At 61.2% G+C, this 20580-nt stretch carries 16 protein-coding genes; 6 read left to right on the top strand and 10 right to left on the bottom strand.

Translation table 11 applies throughout. The features are described from left to right. Positions 1–27: 27 nt before the first annotated feature. Both hrpA and aceK read right to left on the bottom strand, forming a co-directional pair. Positions 28–3939: an ATP-dependent RNA helicase HrpA gene (gene hrpA, locus HX817_RS13075; RefSeq protein WP_008437986.1), complete on the bottom strand. Its 3912-nt coding sequence runs from the start codon at positions 3937–3939 to the stop codon at positions 28–30. A gap of 70 nt (positions 3940–4009) precedes the next feature. Beyond that, the gene (aceK, locus tag HX817_RS13070) at positions 4010–5731 is read right to left on the bottom strand and encodes a bifunctional isocitrate dehydrogenase kinase/phosphatase (protein WP_177035901.1); all 1722 of its coding nucleotides are present in this window, start codon (positions 5729–5731) and stop codon (positions 4010–4012) included. 411 nt (positions 5732–6142) lie between these two features. On the opposite strand from aceK, the gene HX817_RS13065 reads away from it, so the two are divergent. Beyond that, complete coding sequence (locus HX817_RS13065; protein WP_177040342.1) at positions 6143–7768, top strand: methyl-accepting chemotaxis protein; 1626 nt, start codon at positions 6143–6145, stop codon at positions 7766–7768. A gap of 72 nt (positions 7769–7840) precedes the next feature. After that, entirely contained in the window at positions 7841–8737 is an 897-nt protein-coding gene (locus tag HX817_RS13060; protein ID WP_177040341.1) for a DMT family transporter, read from the top strand. Between the two features lie 31 nt (positions 8738–8768). Here the strand turns inward: HX817_RS13060 and HX817_RS13055 are convergent, their stop codons facing one another. The 3 genes from HX817_RS13055 to cysK all read right to left on the bottom strand — a co-directional run bounded on the left by HX817_RS13055 (position 8769) and on the right by cysK (position 12145). After that, positions 8769–9629 (bottom strand): DMT family transporter, encoded by an 861-nt coding sequence (locus HX817_RS13055; RefSeq protein ID WP_023659095.1) that lies wholly within the window; start codon positions 9627–9629, stop codon positions 8769–8771. Positions 9630–10045: 416 nt separating this feature from the next. After that, positions 10046–10984 carry an aspartyl/asparaginyl beta-hydroxylase domain-containing protein gene (locus HX817_RS13050; protein WP_003210693.1) on the bottom strand — a complete coding sequence of 313 codons (939 nt, stop codon included), beginning with the start codon at positions 10982–10984 and terminating at the stop codon, positions 10046–10048. A 186-nt stretch (positions 10985–11170) separates the two neighbouring features. After that, the gene (gene cysK / locus HX817_RS13045) at positions 11171–12145 is read right to left on the bottom strand and encodes a cysteine synthase A (RefSeq protein WP_008437962.1); all 975 of its coding nucleotides are present in this window, start codon (positions 12143–12145) and stop codon (positions 11171–11173) included. A gap of 123 nt (positions 12146–12268) precedes the next feature. On the opposite strand from cysK, the gene HX817_RS13040 reads away from it, so the two are divergent. From HX817_RS13040 to HX817_RS13030, 3 genes are all read left to right on the top strand, one after another. Next, on the top strand, positions 12269–13345 hold the full coding sequence (locus HX817_RS13040) for a DUF748 domain-containing protein (RefSeq protein WP_134325912.1): 1077 nt from the start codon (positions 12269–12271) through the stop codon (positions 13343–13345). Positions 13346–13487: 142 nt separating this feature from the next. Further along, positions 13488–14333, top strand: coding sequence for a MoxR family ATPase (locus tag HX817_RS13035; RefSeq protein ID WP_003210690.1), 846 nt, complete (start codon positions 13488–13490; stop codon positions 14331–14333). Between the two features lie 11 nt (positions 14334–14344). Next, positions 14345–15523: a VWA domain-containing protein gene (locus HX817_RS13030; protein ID WP_003210689.1), complete on the top strand. Its 1179-nt coding sequence runs from the start codon at positions 14345–14347 to the stop codon at positions 15521–15523. A gap of 136 nt (positions 15524–15659) precedes the next feature. On the opposite strand, the gene HX817_RS13025 is transcribed toward HX817_RS13030, so the two are convergent. From HX817_RS13025 to HX817_RS13015, 3 genes are read right to left on the bottom strand one after another with little or no spacing between them, the layout of a single operon-like run. Next, a complete protein-coding gene (locus HX817_RS13025; protein ID WP_177008940.1) occupies positions 15660–16583 on the bottom strand; it encodes a biotin-dependent carboxyltransferase family protein in 924 nt (307 codons plus the stop codon). Next, on the bottom strand, positions 16580–17284 hold the full coding sequence (pxpB, locus tag HX817_RS13020; RefSeq protein ID WP_177040340.1) for a 5-oxoprolinase subunit PxpB: 705 nt from the start codon (positions 17282–17284) through the stop codon (positions 16580–16582). Before pxpB ends, HX817_RS13025 begins: the two co-directional genes overlap by 4 nt. Further along, positions 17281–18024, bottom strand: a complete 744-nt coding sequence (locus tag HX817_RS13015) for a 5-oxoprolinase subunit PxpA (protein ID WP_102368327.1) — start codon at positions 18022–18024, stop codon at positions 17281–17283. Before HX817_RS13015 ends, pxpB begins: the two co-directional genes overlap by 4 nt. A 176-nt stretch (positions 18025–18200) precedes the next feature. Between HX817_RS13015 and HX817_RS13010 the strand changes: the two genes are divergently transcribed. After that, positions 18201–19139, top strand: a complete 939-nt coding sequence (locus HX817_RS13010; protein ID WP_008437943.1) for a LysR family transcriptional regulator — start codon at positions 18201–18203, stop codon at positions 19137–19139. Between the two features lie 110 nt (positions 19140–19249). On the opposite strand, the gene HX817_RS13005 is transcribed toward HX817_RS13010, so the two are convergent. Next, on the bottom strand, positions 19250–19792 hold the full coding sequence (locus tag HX817_RS13005; protein WP_177040339.1) for a DUF2937 family protein: 543 nt from the start codon (positions 19790–19792) through the stop codon (positions 19250–19252). Positions 19793–19803: 11 nt separating this feature from the next. After that, the gene (locus HX817_RS13000; protein ID WP_003210683.1) at positions 19804–20580 is read right to left on the bottom strand and encodes a class II glutamine amidotransferase; all 777 of its coding nucleotides are present in this window, start codon (positions 20578–20580) and stop codon (positions 19804–19806) included.

Raw genomic sequence — 20580 nt, 5'->3', positions numbered from 1 at the left:
TCGCCACCGTTGCTTGCCGCACGTCGGTCACGCTTCGACCAGGCTCCATTGCTTGCTCAGGCGCTTGTCGGAAATCGGTACCTTGGTGCCCAACTGCTGGGCAAACAGCGATACCCGGTATTCCTCCAGCCACCAGCGATACAGCTCCAGCTGAGGGTCGCGCTTACCTTCCTGGGCGTGTTTGTTCAGGCGGTTCTGATACTGGCTCCACAAGCCGCCCAACTCGGTACTCCAGACCCGGTCCTTCTGCACCTGGCTTGGCAATTTCTCCAGGCGCAGCTCGATGGCCTTGAGGAAGCGCGGCAGTTCCTTGAACCATTGCGCCGGGGTTTCCCGTACGAAACCGGGGTACACCAGATTGCTCAGTTGCTGCTTGATATCATTCAGCGCCACCGCCTGGGCCAGGTCAATCTTGCCCTTGAAGCGTTTTTGCAGGCCATGCCACAATTTCAAAATTTCGAGGGTCAGGCGCGCCTGGCGCTCGGCGTGCTCGGTCCAACTGCCACGCTTGCGCTCGGCCAGGGCGGCCAGGCCGGCGCCGTCCCGCGGCAGGCTGGCTTCGCCTTCCAGCACGCAACTGTCGAGGCTGGCCAACAGAATGTCTTCCACCAGGGCTTCGATACGCCCCAGCTCGCGGTACATCAACCCCAACTCGGTCAGGCCCGGCAATTTGCCCCGCAGGAACTTTGCCGGCTCGGCCAGTTGTTGCAGCAGCAGGCGCTGCAAGGCTCGACGGTGCTGGAACTCAGCCTCGGCAGCGGTAGAGAAACGCCCTTCCTTGACCGTGCCGTTTTCTTCGACCAAGGCCGGATACACCGTCATCGAAAGCCCGGCGATGTTTTGCTGGGTTTTCTCGGCCACCGCCGCGAACACCTTGGCCTCCACCGGCTGCTGGCTCTTCGCAGTCTGCGGCACCGCCAACGCTGCTTGGCTGGCCTCGGCGAAACGCGCGGTCAACTCGGCCAGGTCGCGGCCTTCACCGAGGAACTTGCCCTGGCCGTCGACTACTTCCAGGTTCATCTTCAGGTGGCTCTCCACCTGCTGCGCAGCCTCGGCCCAGGCTTCATCGCTGACCCGTGCCCCGGTCATGCGCAGCAGCTCACGCCCCAAGGCCTGAGGCAACGAGCCTTGGCCGAACTCGATACGTTGCAACGCCGCCTTGACGAAATCCGGCACCGGCACGAAGTTCTTGCGCAGGGCCTTGGGCAAGTTGCGCACCAGGGCAATGCACTTGGCCTCGATCACACCCGGCACCAGCCATTCCAGGCGCTCGGGTGGCAAGGCCGGCAACAGCGGCGCCGGCACGCGCAGGGTCACACCGTCCCGTGGATGGTTGGGTTCGAAGTGATAACTCAAGGCCAGGGCCAGGTCGCCCAGGTGCAAGGTGTCGGGGTAATGGGCGGCGGTGACTTCACTGGCCTCGCGGGCCAGTACGTCTTCTTCGCGCATGATCAACAGTTGCGGGTCTTTCTGGCTGTTGACCTTGTACCAACTGTCGAAGGTCGCAGTCTGGTGAATCTCCGCCGGCAGGCGCGCATCGTAGAAGGCGTACAGCGTTTCCTCGTCCGCCAGGATGTCGCGCCGGCGGGCCTTGGCTTCCAGTTCGTCAAGCTGCTCCAGCAATTGCTGGTTGGCCGTCAGGCAGCGGGCCCGGGACTGGATCTCGCCGCGCACCAGGCCTTCGCGGATAAACAGCTCGCGAGACGTCACCGGATCAATCGGCCCGTAATGCACCGGCCGGCGCCCGACGATGATCAACCCGAACAGGGTGATCTGCTCAAACGCCACCACTTGGCCGCGCTTCTTTTCCCAATGGGGTTCGAAGTGGTTTTTCTTGATCAGGTGCCCGGCCAACGGCTCGATCCAGTCGGCGTCGATCTTGGCCACCATCCGCGCGTACAGCTTGGTGGTTTCCACCAGCTCGGCGGTCATCAGCCATTGCGGACGCTTCTTGCCAATACCCGACGACGGGTGAATCCAGAAACGCCGCTGACGCGCGCCGAGGTAATCGCCCTCTTCGGTCTTCTGGCCAATCTGGCTGAGCAGGCCGGACAGCACCGCCTTGTGCAGTTTGGGGAAGTCCGCCGGTTCTTTGTTGACGGTCAACTGCATGTCGCGACAGATCAGGCTCAACTGGCGGTGGGAGTCACGCCACTCCCGCAGGCGCAGGTAGTTCAGGAAATTCTTGCGGCACCAATTGCGCAGCGGGCTGGCGGTCAATTCCTGGCGCTGCTCTTCAAAACCACGCCACAGGTTCACCAACCCGGCGAAGTCCGAATCCGCGTCCTTCCATTGTGCGTGAGCCTGGTCGGCGGCTTGCTGGCGCTCCGGCGGACGCTCGCGCGGGTCCTGGATCGACATGGCGCTGGCGACGATCAGCACTTCCTGCAAGCTGCCAAGCTTGGCCGCCTCCAGCAACATGCGGCCCATGCGTGGGTCCACCGGCAGACGCGCCAACTGGCGGCCCATCGGTGTCAGCTGGCTGTTGCGGTCAACGGCGGACAACTCTTGCAGCAGGTTGAAACCGTCGCTGATGGCCTTGCCGTCCGGCGGCTCGATAAACGGGAAATCGGTGATCTCGCCCAGGCGCAGGTGCAGCATCTGCAGGATTACGGCCGCGAGGTTTGTGCGAAGAATCTCGGGGTCGGTAAATTCCGGGCGCCCGATAAAATCCTCTTCGCTGTACAAGCGCACGCAGATACCGGGTTCGACCCGCCCGCACCGGCCTTTACGCTGGTTGGCACTGGCCTGGGAAATCGCTTCGATCGGCAGTCGCTGCACCTTGGCCCGGTAGCTGTAGCGGCTGATGCGCGCGGTGCCGCTGTCGATCACATAACGAATGCCTGGCACGGTCAGCGAGGTTTCCGCGACGTTGGTCGCCAGCACCACACGCCGGCCCGGGTGCGACTGGAAGATCCGCTGCTGCTCCGCCGGCGACAGGCGCGCATACAGCGGCAGGATTTCAGTGTGCTTGAGCTGGGCCTTGCGCAGCATGTCGGCGGCGTCGCGAATCTCGCGCTCGCCGGGCAGGAACACCAGCACATCGCCGGGGCTCTTGCGCTCGCTGCGCTCGAAGGCGGCGATCTCATCGAGAGTGGCGAGAATCGCCTGGTCGACGGTCAGGTCGTCCTCGACGCGGTTGCCCTCCTCGTCCTGCTCCAGGGTCAGCGGGCGATACCAGGTTTCCACCGGGAAGGTGCGGCCCGACACCTCGACAATCGGCGCATCGTCGAAGTGCTTGGAAAAGCGCTCCAGGTCGATGGTGGCCGAGGTGATGATGACCTTGAGATCCGGGCGACGCGGCAGCAGGGTTTTCAGATAACCCAGCAGGAAGTCGATGTTCAGGCTGCGTTCGTGGGCTTCGTCGACGATGATCGTGTCGTAGCGTTCGAGGTAGCGGTCGTTCTGGGTTTCGGCCAGCAGGATACCGTCGGTCATCAGCTTGATCAGGGTGTTGGAATCACTCTGGTCTTCAAACCGCACCTGATAACCCACCAGGGAACCCAGCGGCGTCGCCAACTCTTCCGCGACCCGGCTCGCCACGCTGCGCGCCGCAATCCGCCGCGGCTGGGTGTGGCCGATCAGGCCGTATTGGCCGCGGCCGATTTCCAGGCAGATTTTCGGCAACTGGGTGGTTTTACCCGAACCGGTCTCACCGGCAATGATCAGCACCTGATGCTTGAGCAACGCTTCCTTGATCTCGTCACGCTTGGCGGCGATCGGCAGGCTGTCGTCGTAGCGAATCACCGGCAGGCTGGCGCGCCGCGCCGTCACCTGGGCGCAGGAGGCCTGCATCCGCGTCACCCACTGCGCAAGTTTTTCCTCATCGGGTTTCTTGCGCAGCTCAAGCAGCTGCCGCCGCAAGCGGTGGCGGTCGGCGAGCATGGCGTGATCGAGGTTTTTCAGCAGTTGGTCGATAGCGGGCGCTTGGTCAGTCATCAGGTACGCAAAGGTCGTCTATGTAGGCAGGGGGCGGATTGTCGCAGAAAAGCGCCGCCGCGCGCTCCCCTCATTCATTGTCCAGGCCCTTGCGCCGGTAAGGAAACACATCGATTACCTTGCCGGCGCGAATCGCCTCTTGCAGGCCTTTCCAGTAGTCGGCGTTGTACAACTCGCCGTGCAGTTCGTCGAACAGGCGGCGCTGGCCGGAATCAGCAAACAGGAATGGCGGGAACTCCTCGGGGAACACGTCCAGCGGACCGATGGAATACCAGGGCTCGGAGGCCATTTCATCTTCCGGGGTACGCGGCGCCGGGATGTGGCGGAAGTTGGCCTCGGTCAGGAAACAGATTTCGTCATAGTCGTAGAACACCACGCGACCGTGGCGGGTGACGCCAAAATTCTTCAGCAGCATGTCGCCCGGGAAAATATTCGCCGCCGCCAGTTGCTTGATCGCCAGGCCGTAGTCTTCCAGGGCTTCGCGCACCTGGGCTTCGTTGGCGTTTTCCAGGTAGAGGTTCAGCGGGGTCATGCGCCGCTCGGTCCAGCAGTGGCGGATCAGTACCGTATCGCCTTCGACTTCGACGGTACCGGCGGCGACTTCCAGCAGTTCGGCCAGGCATTCAGGCTCGAATTTGCTCAACGGAAAACGGAAGTCGGCGAACTCCTGGGTGTCGGCCATGCGCCCTACCCGGTCGACACTTTTCACCAACCGGTACTTCTCGATCACGGTGGCGCGGTTGACGTTTTTCGACGGTGAAAACCGGTCCTTGATGATCTTGAACACGGTATTGAAGCCCGGCAGGGTAAACACGCTCATGACCATGCCGCGCACGCCCGGCGCCATGATGAACTGGTCATCGGTGGTGGCAAGGTGGTTGATCAGCGCCCGGTAGAATTCGGATTTGCCGTGTTTGTAGAAGCCGATGGAGGTGTACAACTCGGCGATGTGCTTGCCCGGCAGGATGCGCTTGAGGAAGCCGATAAACTCCGCCGGCACCGGCACGTCCACCATGAAATAGGAGCGGGTGAACGAGAAGATGATCGACACATCGGCCTCGTCGGTGATCAGCGCGTCGATCTGGATGCCGCGCCCTTCGCGGTGCAGCAGCGGGATCACCAGCGGCCACTGTTCGTCGCGGGTGTAGATGCGTCCGACGAGGTACGCGCCTTTGTTGCGGTACAGCACCGAGGAAAACAGTTCGACGTTGAGGTCCGGGTCCTTGCACACCCAGTCCGGCAGGTTTTCGCGCAATTGCGCCTCCAGGCGGCGCAGGTCGGCGGGCAAGTCGGCGTAGGGTTCGCTGAAGCTGTAGTCGGCGAAAATCTGCTCCAGCATGCCCGCCAGCTTGCCGCCCGGCTTGTAGGTGCGGGTTTGCGCCGCCCGGGCGCGGCGCAGGCTGGGCCGGGTGGTGTGGATGAACATGCAGCCATCGCTGATCAGGTCATGGCTGAACAGGCCGCAAAACGTCGAGTTGTACCAGGTCTCGGACAGCTCATCGTCAAACCGCAGGTCGATCAGGCTGATGTAGGCACTTTTCACCAGCGGCCAGGCGGCAATGTCGAGCAACACGGCTTCATCGAAAGCCGCCCGCAGCCGCGCCGTGACTTCGCTGACCTTCTCTTCGTAAAGATTGATGCGCGCAGCCGATGCCGCCTGCCCTTGCTGCCACTGCGCCTTTTCAAAGCGCTCCCGGGCGCCGTCGGTGATCTGGCGGAAGTGCTCGCGGTAGTCGTCGAAGCCGTCGAGGATCATCTGCGCAATGTCGAGGGCGGGCGTTGGCTGCGGCATTCGGGAAACCTCTGCGGGCATTTGGAGTGAGCTGAGCTTAGCCAGTGTGCGGGAACAGGAGAAGGATCATTTTTCATTCAGACTTGTACAAGATTGTTCATTTCGTACATTTATTTACTCTTTATTTAATTCGACTAACTGGTCAACAAAAAACCCGCGCGTCACCCTCCCGGCATTAAACGTTTCATCTACAGGCCTTGTGTGACGTGGCCTGCCTGTGCGAGCCGGGGTAAATAAGAGTCTTTGCTCTACTGCTCCGGTACTGGTGGCTTCTCGACCATTGGATCCAACGTAAGGGAAACCCTGACTACCCTAGATAGTGGCACTTTGCTATATAGCGCGCCCTCTCCCACCTAACAAGGTCAGAAGACCGATCCGGGAACAGGTTCTAACCGCCAAAGGAGCATTGAGATGTCATTGAGGAATATGGGGATCGGCCTGCGCGCCAGTCTGAGTTTTGGGGTTTTGGCCAGCCTGTTGATCGTGGTCGGCCTGTTTGGTTTAGGCCAGATGGCCAAGCTGCGGGAAAGCGCACTGATCATCGAAGAGGCGTGGATGCCGAGTATTGAAAACATTCACGACAGCGCCGCCTACGTCGCCAGCATCCGTCTGGAAGCGTTGCGCTTGCTCACCACCGATGAGTCCCGGGTGCGTGACAACAGCAAAAACCTGATCACCCGCCAGCGTGGCGACCTTGAAGAACTGCTGAACCGTCACGAAACCCTGCTGAGCAACGAGCAGGAACGCGACCTGCTCAAACAGTTGAAAGCCAACGTTGCGAGCTATATGACGATCGTCGGCCAGATGATTCAACTGGTCGACCAGGACCAGCAGCAAAACGCCATGGACCTGCTCAACAGCCGCCTCGCTCCCCAAGGCATGGTCCTCAACAAAAGCCTGGAAGACATGATCACCTTCAACCAAAAAGGTGTGGAAGACGCCGCAACATCGGCGGCGCAGATGTACACCAGCGCCCAATGGGTGGTCGGCACCATCATCGTCACCGCCCTGATGGCAACTTTGCTGCTGGCCTGGCTGCTGACCCGCAGCATCACCGCGCCCATTGGTCAGGCACTGACAGTGGCCCGCACCATCGCCTCCGGCGATCTGAGCCGGCCGATCGTCGTGGAGGGCAAGGATGAGCCGGCGCAACTGCTCACCGCGCTGGCCACCATGCAGGCCAACCTGCAGGAAACCATCCGTGGCATCAGCGAATCGTCGCAGCAGTTGGCCTCGGCGGCGGAAGAGATGAGTTCGGTAATGGAGCAGAGCACCCGCGGCCTGCAAGCGCAGAACGACGAGATCGAACAGGCTGCCACCGCCGTGACGCAGATGAGCGCAGCAGTCGATGAAGTGGCGGGCAATGCGGTTTCCAGCGCCGAAGCCTCCAAGGCCTCCGACGAAGACAGCAAGCACGGTCACTACCAGATCAGCGAAACCATCAGCTCGATCCAGAACCTGGTGGACGAAGTCCTCGGTGCCTCGACCAAGGCCGAGGGCCTGGCGGCGCAGGCCCAGGACATCAGCAAGGTGCTTGAAGTGATTCGCGGGATTGCCGGGCAGACCAACCTGCTGGCACTCAACGCGGCGATTGAGGCGGCCCGCGCGGGCGAGGCCGGTCGTGGTTTTGCCGTGGTGGCTGACGAAGTGCGCTCCCTGGCACAACGCACCCAGGACTCCACCGAAGAAATCGAGCAGATGATCAACGGTATCCAGCAAGGTACCCAGGACACCGTCGGCGCCCTGAACAGCAGCGCCGAACACGCCGGCCAGACCTTGCAGCGGGCCAACAGCGCCGGCAGTGCACTGGAGAAAATCACGGCGGCGATCTCGCAGATCAGCCAGCGCAACCTGGTGATCGCCAGCGCCGCCGAGCAGCAAGCGTTGGTGGCTCGTGAGGTGGACCGCAGCCTGGTGAACATCCGGGACCTGTCGACGCAAACCGCCGCCGGTGCCACCCAGACCTCGGCGGCCAGCCAGGAACTGTCGCGGCTGGCGGTGGACCTCAATGGCTTGGTGACGCGTTTCGTGCTGTAAAACATGTATTAGCGATTGTGTCAGACAGGTCGGTGGGCAACACTTCCGCCCTTATCAAACTGGAGTTCCTCCGTGAGACCTGTCGACACCCTGCACCTGTTGGTGCTGGCCGCTATCTGGGGCGCGAGTTTTTTGTTCATGCGAATTATCGCGCCGGAAATCGGCACCCTTCCTACCGCGTTTTTCCGGGTGTCGATTGCTGCCACCGGCCTGCTGGTGATCCTCGCCATGATGCGGGTGAGTTGGGATTTCCAGGGCAAGTTCAAGACAGTCCTGTTGCTCGGGGTGATCAACTCGGGCATTCCCGCGACCATGTATTCAGTGGCGGCCCAAGTGCTGCCGGCCGGTTACTCGGCGATCTTCAATGCCACGACGCCACTGATGGGCGTGCTGATTGGCGGGTTGTTCTTCAGTGAGCGCCTCACGCCATCGAAAATCGCCGGGGTATGCCTGGGCCTGTTCGGCGTTGGCATCCTGACCCGCGCCGGGCCGGTGGCCTTCGACATGGAATTGTTGATGGGTGCGCTGGCATGCCTGTTGGCGACCACCTGCTATGGCTTTGCCGGCTTTTTGGCACGCCGCTGGCTCGATCAACAGGGCGGGCTGGACAGTCGCCTGGCGGCCCTGGGCAGCATGCTCGGGGCCACGCTGTTCCTGTTTCCACTGTTTGCCTGGAGTGCCATCAGCCATCCACCGGTCAGCTGGGGTGGCTGGCCTGTTTGGTTGTCGCTGCTGGGGTTGGGGCTGGTATGCACGGCGTTTGCCTACATCCTGTACTTCCGCTTGCTGACGTCCATCGGCCCGGTGAAGTCGATGACCGTGACCTTCATGATTCCGCCATTCGGGGTGTTGTGGGGCGCGTTGCTGCTGGATGAGCCGTTGTCCATGGCGCATCTGTATGGCGGGTTGTTGATTGCGGGGGCGTTGTGGCTGGTGCTTCGGCCGGGGAAATTGGCCAGCAAGCTGTAGGAGCTTTTTGGCTCCTACAGCATTGGGTTTATCAGCCCTTACGGAACACAAAAGCCAATCCGACGATGATCAAGCCCATCCCCAGCAAGCTCAACATTGCCAGCTTGTTGCCGAAGATCAGGTAGTCCATCACCGCCGTCACCGCGGGCACCAGGTAGAACAAGCTGGTGACATTCACCAGGTTGCCCCGGGCAATCAGCCGGTACAGCAACAGCGTCGCCAGCAACGACACCACCAGCCCCATCCACAGCACCGGCACGAAAAAGCCGGTGTTGTGTTCAAAGTGGAACGGCTGGAACGGCACAAACACCGAGCACAACAGCAAGCCTGCCAGGTATTGCACAGGCAGCGTGCCCAACGGGTTATCGGTGATGCGCTTCTGCATGATCGAACCAAAGGTCATGCTGGCCAGGGCCAACAGGCCAAAAAGCATGCCTGCCAGGGACATGCCGGACATCCCGATGCCCTGGTACACCACCATGATCAACCCCGCCAATCCCAGCGCGAGGCCGAACATCCGGCTCCAGGAGCGCCGGCGCTCCATCAACACCACGGTCAGGATCGGCTGCACGCCCATGATGGTTGCCATCATGCCGGGCGTGACTTTGAGGTCCAGGGCCAGCAGATAGAAAATCTGGTAGGCCCCCAACAGCACCAGCCCGGTAGCCGCCGCGTAAAGCATCGGCTTGCCGGGACGCGGCAACTTCAGCTTGAGGATCGGTACCAGTATCACCAACCCCGCCAGGGCGATGGCGAAACGGATCAGCAGAAACGCAAAGGGTGAAGCGTGGGCCAGGCCCCATTTGGAGAAAATCGCCCCGCTGCTCCACAGCAAGACAAACAGGCTCGTCGAGGCCGCCGCGGCCACGGATTGTTTCGAAAGAACAGACATGGATACCACCTGTGATCAGGCAAAAAGCCAACTCAGCAACAGCTGAAATTCAGTAGGTTTTTTCAGGCGGGCACAGGGGAACAGCCATCAGCTGATCAGCCCGAAATGCCAACACCCGGCGGTGATACGACTGCGTACACCGGCGTGCTACTGACAGGTGGGGGGTAGTGACTGATCTGCGCAGGCTGCTGGCTCCCGCACGGCACGACCGCAGCGTTGACCGCTGAATCGACTACCGCTATGCGCAGGGAAGCTGGCATGTGCTGATCTTTTATGAAGGGATGAACAAGGTGTCTTGAAACACCTGCGGCCGACTATAACCAGCTGGGGACATGCTTTGCAATAACTTCGCCCGCACAAATCCAGCGCATAAAAAAACCGCTCATCGGAGCGGTTTTTTCGTGCCAGCAAAAGCCTTAACCAAACAACCAATACCCCAGCGCCGTCAGCACCACCACCGCCAGCACTGGCCGCAGGATGCGATAAGCCTTCGGATGCTTGCGCTTCCACTGCTTGACCACGCCACTGAAGCTGTCGCTGAAGCGCTTGCTCCAGGCATACGCCTGGTTGATCCCGCCAACGCGTTCGTCATCCAGGTTCTGCGGTGCGGTGGCGCGCCCCAGTTGCGCGCTGACCCAACGGTTGATGCGGGTCATCAGGCGGTTGCTCAGCGGGCGTTCGATGTCGCAGAACAGGATCACCCGGGTGTGCTCGGTTTCGTTCTTCACCCAGTGCACGTAGGTCTCGTCGAACATTACATCTTCACCGTCGCGCCAGGCGTACACCTGGCCGTCGACGAAAATACGGCAGTCGTCGGAGTTCGGCGTGGACAGCCCCAGGTGATAACGCAGGGAACCGGCAAACGGGTCACGGTGCGGGTTGAGGTGGCTGCCACCTGGCAACAGGGCGAACATCGCGCCCTTGACGTTGGGAATACTGCTGACCAGGGCCACGGTTTTCGGGCACAGCAGTTCAGCCGACGGCAACGGTTTGTCGTACCACTTGAGGTAGAAACGCTTCCAGCCCTTCTTGAAGAACGAGCCGAAACCGGCGTCGTTGTTCTTCTCCGCGGCGCGGATGTAGCCCTCGTCGAACAGGTGCATGGCCTCTTCGCGAATCACTTCCCAGTTGTCCTTGAGCACGTCCAGCTCCGGGAACTTGCTGCGGTCCAGGTACGGCTTGGACGGCACGGCGGAGAAGATGTACATCAAGGCGTTGTACGGGGCGAACAGCGCTGAATGGTTGACGAACTGACGCAACATCGGCAAACGGGCCTTGCCACGCAAATGCACATACAGCGTGCTGCCGATAAACAGCAGCAACACCGACAGTTTGGCGGCCAAAGAAAAGGTCATGCAGCAACTCCTGGAAATAGGCGTCTGGCCATTAGCCTCCCGTTAAGGGGAAACCAGACGTAGCAGCCGGCCATGATAAACACTCCGGGCCTCGGGAAAAACCCGCGCACTCCAACAATCAGCATCTAGCGGTGCGCGATAACGGGCCAATTATGCATAAGGGCCACGCCATCGCGCTGATTTGAATCAAGCCTGGTTTTCCTGATCGGTGAACAAATCGGCGAACAGCATGCTCGACAGGTAGCGTTCACCGGAGTCCGGCAGCACCACGACGATGGTCTTGCCCTGCATTTCCGGCTTCTGCGCCAGTCGCACCGCCACGGCCATCGCCGCGCCGCAGGAGATACCACACAGAATCCCCTCCTCCTGCATCAGGCGCAACGCCATGGCCTTGGATTCTTCGTCGCTGACCAGTTCGACCCGGTCGACCATCGACAGGTCGAGGTTCTTCGGCACAAAACCGGCGCCGATACCCTGGATCTTGTGGGGGCTGGGCTTGATCTCTTCACCGGCCAGCGCCTGGGTAATCACCGGCGAACTGATCGGCTCCACCGCCACCGACAGGATCGGCTTGCCCTGGATGTTCTTGATATAGCGCGACACCCCGGTGATGGTGCCGCCAGTGCCCACGCCCGCTACCAGCACGTCGACCGCGCCATCAGTGTCATTCCAGATTTCCGGACCGGTGGTTTTCTCGTGGATCGCCGGGTTGGCCGGGTTTTCGAACTGGGCCGGCATAAAGTACCTGGCCGGGTCGCTGGCAAGGATTTCGCCGGCTTTTTCAATCGCGCCCTTCATGCCCTTGGCCGGCTCGGTCAACACCAGTTCGGCACCGAGGGCCTTGAGCACCTTGCGGCGCTCGATGCTCATGGAGGCGGGCATGGTCAGCAACAGCTTGTAACCACGGGCGGCGGCAACAAATGCCAGGCCGATCCCGGTGTTGCCGGAAGTCGGCTCGACAATGGTCATGCCCGGCTTGAGTTTGCCGCTGCCTTCGGCATCCCAGATCATGTTTGCGCCAATCCGGCACTTCACCGAATACCCCGGGTTACGCCCTTCGATCTTGGCCAGGATAGTCACGCCACGCGGCGCGATACGGTTGATCTGAACCAGGGGCGTGTTACCGATGGAGTGCGCGTTGTCTGCAAAAATGCGGCTCATGACGGGTCCTTAAGGCAATTTCAGGAAGGCCCCAAGGGTATGCCTCGTGTTGCAAGGCGTCCAGTCAAGCGAACGTCCGGCGGCGCCAGCAGTCAATCGCCTACACGGATGGAGAATTTTCCTATGAAACGTCGCTACAGTTGGCCGCTCTGGACCCTCGTCGGGGTCGTGGTACTGCTGGTCGTCCTGGATATCGCCCTGCCCTATCTGGTGCGCAATTACCTGAATGACAAACTCGCCGACATGGGCGATTACCGCGGCCAGGTCACCGATGTCGACCTCGCACTGTGGCGCGGCGCCTATCGGATCAACGGCCTGCAGATCGTCAAGGTCGACGGCAAGGTGCCGGTACCGTTCGTCAAGGCGCCGGTGATCGACCTGTCGGTCAGCTGGCATTCGCTGTGGTACGACCACGCGGTGGTGGCCGAGGCACAGTTCATCAAGCCGGAGCTGAACTTCGTCGACGGCGGCACCAACAAACAGGCGTCCCAGACCGGTCAGGGCACCGACTGGCGGGCCCAACTGAGCAAACTGTTGCCGATCACCCTCAATGAGGTGCGCATCAACGACGGCAAGATCGCGTTCCATAACTTCAGTTCGAAACCGCCGGTCAATATGTACGCGACCCAGGTCAACGCCAGCTTCTACAACCTGACCAACGTGGTGGATGTCAAAGGCCAGCGCGACGCGCGCTTCGACGGCAAGGCGCTGTTCCTGGGCCAGGCACCGCTGGAAGCCACCGCCACGTTCGACCCCTTGAGCAATTTCGAAAACTTCGAATTCCGCTTCCGGGCCCGGGATATCGAACTCAAGCGCATGAATGACTTCGCCTCGGCCTACGGCAAGTTCGACTTCAATGCCGGCACCGGCGACCTGGTGGTGGAAGCCCAGGCCGAAAAAGGCCAGTTGACCGGCTACATCAAGCCTTTGCTGCGCAATGTCGAAGTGTTCAACTGGCAGCAGGATGTCGAGAACAAGGACAAGGGCATCTTCCGGTCGATCTGGGAGGCGGTGGTTGGCGTCAGCGAAACCGTGCTGAAGAACCAGCAGAAAAACCAGTTCGCCACCCGCGTGGAGCTCAGCGGCAACGTGCACCAGCAAGATATCAGCGCGTTCCAGGCGTTTTTGCAGATTTTGCGCAATGGTTTTGTCCAGGCCTTCAACGCCCGCTATGAACAACCCAAGCCCTCGACAGATTGATCTTCAACGTGACTGCCCATTCAGAGACTGAATAGCCCGTCTGCGTTCACAGTCGCCGGGGCTGCGCGGTATAGTCGGGCCAAGCTGATTACTCGCCCGCTTCGGTCCTGCACCGTTCGGCGTCACGTTCGAGGATTGATAGATGAAGTTCGAAGGCACCCAGGCCTACGTTGCCACCGATGACCTGAAACTGGCCGTCAACGCCGCCATCACCTTGGAGCGGCCACTGCTGGTCAAGGGCGAACCGGGCACCGGCAAGACCATGCTCGCCGAGCAACTGGCCGAATCCTTTGGCGCCAAGCTGATCACCTGGCACATCAAGTCCACCACTAAGGCGCACCAGGGCCTGTACGAGTACGACGCGGTGAGCCGCCTGCGAGACTCGCAACTGGGCGTGGACAAGGTGCACGACGTACGCAACTACCTGAAAAAGGGCAAGCTCTGGGAAGCCTTCGAGTCCGAGGAGCGGGTCATCCTGCTGATCGACGAAATCGACAAGGCCGACATCGAGTTCCCCAACGACCTGCTGCAAGAACTCGACAAGATGGAGTTCTACGTCTACGAAATCGACGAGACCATCAAGGCCAAGAAGCGCCCGATCATCATCATTACCTCCAACAACGAAAAAGAGCTGCCGGACGCGTTCCTGCGCCGCTGCTTCTTCCACTACATCGCCTTCCCGGACCGCACCACCCTGCAAAAGATCGTCGACGTGCACTACCCGGACATCAAGAAAGACCTGGTCAGCGAAGCCCTCGACGTATTCTTTGACGTGCGCAAAGTACCGGGCCTGAAGAAAAAACCGTCCACCTCCGAACTGGTGGACTGGCTGAAACTGCTGATGGCCGACAACATCGGCGAAGCGGTGCTGCGCGAGCGCGACCCCACCAAGGCCATCCCGCCCCTGGCCGGTGCCCTGGTGAAGAACGAGCAGGACGTGCAGTTGCTGGAACGCCTGGCGTTCATGAGCCGTCGCGGTAACCGATAAGGGCGATTGCCATGCTGCTCAACCTGTTCAATGAAATGCGTGCAGCCAAGGTGCCGGTGTCGGTGCGTGAGCTGCTGGACCTGATCAACGCGCTGAAACAGCGCGTGACCTTCGCCGACATGGACGAGTTCTACTACCTGGCCCGGGCGATCCTGGTGAAGGACGAACGGCATTTCGACAAGTTCGACCGGGCCTTCGGCGCCTACTTCAATGGCCTGGAAAAACTCGACGATCACCTGCAGGCGCTGATCCCCGAAGACTGGCTGCGCAAGGAATTCGAACGCTCGCTGACCGACGAAGAGCGCGCACAGATCCAGTCCCTCGGCGGGCTGGACAAGCTGATCGAAGAATTCAAGAAACGTCTGGAAGAACAGAAAGAACGCCACGCCGGCGGCAACAAGTGGATCGGCACCGGCGGTACCAGCCCCTTCGGCTCCGGCGGCTTCAACCCCGAAGGCATACGCGTGGGGGATGCCGGCAAGCGCCAGGGCAAGGCCGTCAAGGTCTGGGACCAGCGCGAGTACAAGAACCTCGATGACTCGGTGGAGCTGGGCACGCGCAACATCAAGATCGCCCTGCGCCGCCTGCGCAAGTTCGCACGCCAGGGTGCGGCGGAAGAGCTCGACATTGACGGCACCATCGACCATACGGCCCGCGATGCCGGGCTGCTGAATATCCAGATGCGCCCGGAGCGGCGCAACACCATCAAGCTGTTGCTGCTGTTCGACATCGGCGGCTCGATGGATGCCCATGTGAAGACTTGCGAAGAGTTGTTCTCGGCGTGCAAGACCGAGTTCAAGCACCTGGAGTATTTCTACTTCCACAATTTCATTTATGAATCGGTGTGGAAGAACAACATGCGCCGGGGCTCGGAACGCACCTCGACCCAGGATTTGCTGCACAAGTACGGTGCCGACTACAAAGTGATCTTTATCGGCGATGCGGCCATGGCGCCGTATGAAATCACCCAGGCCGGCGGCAGCGTCGAGCACTGGAATGAAGAGCCCGGGTATGTGTGGATGCAGCGGTTCATGGAGAAGTACAAGAAGCTGATCTGGATTAATCCGTACCCGAAGGATACCTGGGGCTATACGGCGTCCACCGGGATTGTCCGGGATTTGATCGAAGACCAGATGTTTCCGTTGACGTTGCGTGGGCTTGAGGAAGGGATGCGCTTTTTGTCGAAGTAAGTTGTTTCCCAGACAACCACGATCAAATGTGGGAGCGGGCTTGCTCGCGAAAGCGCAGTGTCAGTCACCGAATATATTGGCTGATACACCGCCTTCGCGAGCAAGCCCGCTCCCACATTTTGTCCTGCGGCGGTCTTTAGTTTCTGGCAAGGTACTGCAAATACTCCACTTGCTGGCGATGCGCCGTCTCCTGCACCACCGGCGCCAACCTCACCTTCTCCCCCGGCAAGCACTGCGCCAGCCGCGCCAACGCCAATGGCGTCAACGCCCCCAGTCGCGGATAGCCGCCAATGGTCTGCCGGTCATTGAGCAACACAATCGGCTGCCCGTCCGGCGGCACCTGGATCGCCCCCAACGGGATGCCTTCCGAGATCAGCGACGGCCCCTGATACTCCAGCGGCATGCCAAGCAAGCGCATGCCCATGCGGTCGGCACGGCTGTCGAGGGTCCACTCGCTGTTGAACACATCAAACAGACTCTGCCCGCCAAACTGACCGATCTGCGCCCCGAGGATCACCTCCAGTGGCGCCTTGGAATCCAGCTTCGGCAATTGCCCGGCGGACAACACCTGCATCGCACCGCCCACGCCCGAATAGGTCAATTGCGCACCTTCGGCCAGTGACCGGCCAAAGCCATCCAGCCCGCCCAGTTCTTCACGGCCCACCGTGGCGCAACTGCCCAGCACCTGCGGCGCATCAAACCCGCCCGGCGCTGCCAGGTAAGCCCGCGCACCGCTGAAAGGCTGGGTAAAACGCAAGCGCTGGCCCTTTTGCAGAATAAAGCTGCGCCCCGGGCTGATCGCGCGCTCGTCGACATACGCGCCCAAGTCCGCCCCGGCCAGCGCCAGCAGGCAATAGGCCTCGGCCTGCACGGTGAAGCCACCCAAGGTGATTTCCACCACCGGCGCATCCAGGGCATTGCCCAGCAACCAATTGGCCCACGACATCGACACCCAATCCAGCGCGCCGCCCTGGGTCACGCCCAAATGCCTGACGCCAAAACGTCCGGCGTCCTGCAACAGGCACAGCGGCGTGCTGGCCTCGATCAGCAAGCGGCTCATGCCTGCGCCTCCAACGGCGTGTCATCGCCGCCCAGGTTGATGAATTCGCGATGGCTGACCGCTTCGTAGCGCACGGTATCCCCCGGCTGCATCAGGCTGTAGCCCTCGCGTTCACGGTCAAACAGCTTGGCCGGCGTGCGGCCAATCAGGTTCCAGCCGCCTGGCGAGACCACCGGATAAGCCGCCGTCTGCCGCTCGGCGATGCCCACGCTGCCCGCCGCCACCCGCTTGCGCGGGGTGTTGAGCCGCGGTGTCGCGAGCTGTTCATCCACCAGCCCCATAAAAGCAAACCCCGGGGCGAAGCCCAAGGCGAATACCTGGTACTCATGCTGGCTGTGACGGCGAATCACCTCCTCCACTGCCAGGCCACTGCGCTGCGCCAGCAACGCCAACTCCGGGCCGACACTCAGGTCATACCAGACCGGCAACACATGGCATCGCCCGCTGCCCTTGGGTTCGGGCTGCAATTCCTTGAGCGCCTGGTCGATCAACGCCCGTGCCTGGCCAGGGTCCAGCGCCAGCAGGTCGTAGTGCACCATCAGGGTCGTGTAGGACGGCACCAGGTCCACCAGCGCCGGGCCAAAACCTTCGCGCAAACGGCGGGTGGCGGCGAGCATCCAGGGCATGTTGTCTTCGGCGATCACCTCAAACAGGCGCACCATCAGGCAGTCGATGGCCACCACTTCAATCCGTGGCTTCATGCTGGGGTCAACGCCTCGCGGATGCGCTGCACGGCAGCCACTGAGCTGGTGTTATCGCCATGCACGCACAAGGTATTGGCTTGCAGGTGCAACGGACTGCCATCACTGGCGACCAACTGTTCTCCCCGGGCGATGATCAAGGCCTGCTGGATGATCTTTTCCGGGTCATGATGCACCGCGCCCGGCAACTGGCGGGAGACCAGATGGCCGGCGCTGTCGTAGGCACGGTCGGCAAAGGCTTCGAACCACAGGGTCACGCCATATTCGTCACCCAGGGCCTGGGCGGCGCTGTTGTCACGGGTGGCCATCAGCATCAATGGCAGGCTGGCGTCGTAGGCCGCGACGGCCTGGATCACCGCTCGCAATTGCGCAGGCTTGGCCATCATGTCGTTGTACATCGCGCCATGGGGTTTGACGTAGCTGACCCGCCCGCCCTGGGCCCGGCAAATACCGTCGAGGGCACCGACCTGGTAGTGCAACAGGTCCTGGATTTCCTGCGGGGTGTAGGCCATGGAGCGGCGGCCGAAACCCTGCAGGTCCTGGTACGCCGGGTGCGCGCCCACCTGCACGCCATGCTCGAAGGCCAGGCTGACGGTCTTGCGCATGATGCTCGGGTCGCCGGCGTGGAAACCGCAGGCTACGTTGGCGCAATCAATGAACGGCATGACTTCGGCGTCCAGACCCAAGGTCCAGTTGCCAAAGCTTTCGCCGATGTCGCAGTTCAATAGCAGGCGGCTCACGGTAGGGCTCCTGTAGGCTTTATTTTTTTGTAGTGTGGGATCTTTTACCAAGATCTCGCAACGATGTTGTCCCGAGCCCCAACGACGCTTATCGTGAGACAGCTCGATTTTTGGCGGTTGCGGCACGCTGCGTCCAACTAATAAAAAACAATCCATGCATAAGAAAAGTTGATCCCATGAATTTGAAGTTCCTCGAAACCTTCGTCTGGGTGGCCAAGCTCAAGAGCTTTCGCCTCACGGCAGAGAAGCTGTTCACCACCCAGGCCTCGATCTCCAGCCGCATCGCCGTGCTGGAAAGCGAGTTGGGGGTGAAGCTGTTCCTGCGCGATTCCCGAGGTGTGAGCCTGACGCCGGAAGGCTTGAAGGTGCTCGATTATGCCGAGCAGATGATGGCGACCATGCAAGGGCTCAAGCAGTCCCTGGAAACCACCAGCAGCAAGGTCGGGCGTATCCGCATCGGAGTGATGGACACGGTGATCCACACCTGGCTGAGCGCGCTGGTGGCAGAACTGACGGACAACTTTCCGCGGGTAGAAATCGAGTTGGTCGCCGATACCGCGCTGAACCTCAGCGATCAGTTGCAAAAAGGCTTTCTCGACCTGATCCTGCAAACCGACCTGCTGCGCCAGGAAACCTTGCGCAGCCTGGAACTGGCCAGCCACCCCATGGGCTGGATCGTCGCCAGCCACTCGATCTACAACCGCGACTACGCGTCCCTCGCCGAACTGGCCCAGGAGCGCATCATCACCTACTCGAAAAACTCCTGTCCGCACCAGGACGTGCTCAGCCTGATGCAGGCTAACGGCGTATCCGCCCCACGGATGAACTGTGTGAACTCGGTGTCAGCGATCACCCGCCTGCTGCGGGACGGGTTCGGGATTGGTGCGTTCCCGCCCGTATTGGTCAGTGAAGAGCTGGCACGAGGTGAGTTGACCATGCTGCCCATGGAACAACGGCCGCCGAACCTGCAGGTGGTGGTGTCGTGGCGAGTGGGCGTGGAGTTGGTGGAGGAGATTGTGGCGCTGTGCCAGAGCGTGGTGCAGCAGTATGCGCAGAAGGTGGGCGAGGACTTGATGGTGTTGAGCAAACCCATGCCACTGAAGGAACCGATTTAAAACTGTGGGAGCGGGCTTGCGCGCGAATGCGGTGTGCCAGCCAACCCCTATGTCACTGACGCACCGCATTCGCGAGCAAGCCCGCTCCCACAATTTGACCGCGTCAGCCTTTAAAGCCCCTTGAGGTCCCGCTCTTCAATCGGTCGGCTCTGGCGCAGGCGCTTGCCGCCCAACACCACCCAGTCGATCAGGCGGAACAGGCACTCGATGCCGAACGACAACAACATCGCCCCGCCCAGGCCCCAGCCCATGGCTTCCGGGGTCAGCAACAGCATGTAGCTGTAGCCGTTCCAGGTTTCCTGGCGAATCGCCGGGTCGGCGGCCACCGCCACTTGCAGCGCGCGGATGTACCACGGGCCCTGCATCGCCTGGAACTGCTTATCCAGCGCTGCCTGGCGGTCGAGCAAGGTGCCCAGGCTGTTGGCATCGCTGCGAAACACCGGGTCGTCACTGGCACGGTAATGGGCCACCAGCGCCTGCAAGTCACCGTTGAAGAACTGTTGCGCCGTGGCATCGAAGCCGCGCAAGCCGGTCTGGGCTTCGATCAAGTGGGCTTCGACGCGCTTGGCGTAGTCGCTGATAAACCCCGGCACCTGCACACCGACCAACAGCCCCACGGCAAACAACACCAGTCGCAAATAGCTGAGCAACATATTCGACGTCCTTATTCCGTTTTACCTTGGCTGACACATTCGCCGCGTCGCCACAGGCTCCACTGGCCCGGTTCGTAGCGGGTCCAGGTCTCGTTTTCGGTCAGGGGTTCGGTGGCAATTACCGTCACCACGTCATTGGGGGTGGTTTCGGCCTGAAAATCGACGATCACGTCGACATCTTTCAACCGTGCAGGGCCAAATGGCGCACGCCGGGTGATCTGTGCCAGTTTGGTCGAGCAATAGCAGAACAGCCAGTCACCGTCGCTGAGCAGGCAGTTGAACACGCCCTTGCTGCGGTATTCGCTGCAGGCGGCGATCAGGTCCGGCAGCACCTGTTCGATGTCCACCGGTTCCGGGAACGCTTCACGGACTCGGTTGAGCAAATCGCAGAACGCCGCTTCGCTGTCGGTATCGCCCACCGGGCGGTAGAACGTGGCGCGGGGGTTGAAGTCCGCCAGTTGACCGTTATGGGCAAAGCACCAGTTGCGGCCCCACAGTTCACGGACGAACGGATGGGTATTGGACAGGCACACCTTGCCCACATTGGCCTGGCGGATATGGCCAATCACCACTTCACTCTTGATGGGATAACGCTGCACCAGCAGCGCGACTTCCGATTCGCTGCTGGCCGCCGGGTCCTGGAACAACCGCAGGCCACGGCCCTCGTAGAAGGCGATGCCCCAACCGTCGCGGTGGGGCCCGGTACGTCCGCCGCGCTGCATCAGCCCGGTGAAGCTGAAGACGATATCGGTCGGTACGTTGGCACTCATGCCCAATAATTCACACAT

The sequence above is a fragment of the Pseudomonas sp. C6002 genome (genome assembly GCF_013385805.1).
Lineage (GTDB): Bacteria > Pseudomonadota > Gammaproteobacteria > Pseudomonadales > Pseudomonadaceae > Aquipseudomonas.
Note: the sequence above shows the minus strand (reverse complement) of the source record. Positions and strands in the feature narration are given on the sequence as shown.

Coding starts and splice junctions, on each gene's coding strand:
- hrpA (WP_008437986.1), bottom strand. CDS start 3,939: ATGACTGACCAAGCGCCCGCTATCGACCAACTGCTGAAAAACCTCGAT.
- aceK (WP_177035901.1), bottom strand. CDS start 5,731: ATGCCGCAGCCAACGCCCGCCCTCGACATTGCGCAGATGATCCTCGAC.
- HX817_RS13065 (WP_177040342.1), top strand. CDS start 6,143: ATGTCATTGAGGAATATGGGGATCGGCCTGCGCGCCAGTCTGAGTTTT.
- HX817_RS13055 (WP_023659095.1), bottom strand. CDS start 9,629: ATGTCTGTTCTTTCGAAACAATCCGTGGCCGCGGCGGCCTCGACGAGC.
- HX817_RS13050 (WP_003210693.1), bottom strand. CDS start 10,984: ATGACCTTTTCTTTGGCCGCCAAACTGTCGGTGTTGCTGCTGTTTATC.
- cysK (WP_008437962.1), bottom strand. CDS start 12,145: ATGAGCCGCATTTTTGCAGACAACGCGCACTCCATCGGTAACACGCCC.
- HX817_RS13040 (WP_134325912.1), top strand. CDS start 12,269: ATGAAACGTCGCTACAGTTGGCCGCTCTGGACCCTCGTCGGGGTCGTG.
- HX817_RS13035 (WP_003210690.1), top strand. CDS start 13,488: ATGAAGTTCGAAGGCACCCAGGCCTACGTTGCCACCGATGACCTGAAA.
- HX817_RS13030 (WP_003210689.1), top strand. CDS start 14,345: ATGCTGCTCAACCTGTTCAATGAAATGCGTGCAGCCAAGGTGCCGGTG.
- HX817_RS13025 (WP_177008940.1), bottom strand. CDS start 16,583: ATGAGCCGCTTGCTGATCGAGGCCAGCACGCCGCTGTGCCTGTTGCAG.
- pxpB (WP_177040340.1), bottom strand. CDS start 17,284: ATGAAGCCACGGATTGAAGTGGTGGCCATCGACTGCCTGATGGTGCGC.
- HX817_RS13010 (WP_008437943.1), top strand. CDS start 18,201: ATGAATTTGAAGTTCCTCGAAACCTTCGTCTGGGTGGCCAAGCTCAAG.
- HX817_RS13005 (WP_177040339.1), bottom strand. CDS start 19,792: ATGTTGCTCAGCTATTTGCGACTGGTGTTGTTTGCCGTGGGGCTGTTG.
- HX817_RS13000 (WP_003210683.1), bottom strand. CDS start 20,580: ATGTGTGAATTATTGGGCATGAGTGCCAACGTACCGACCGATATCGTC.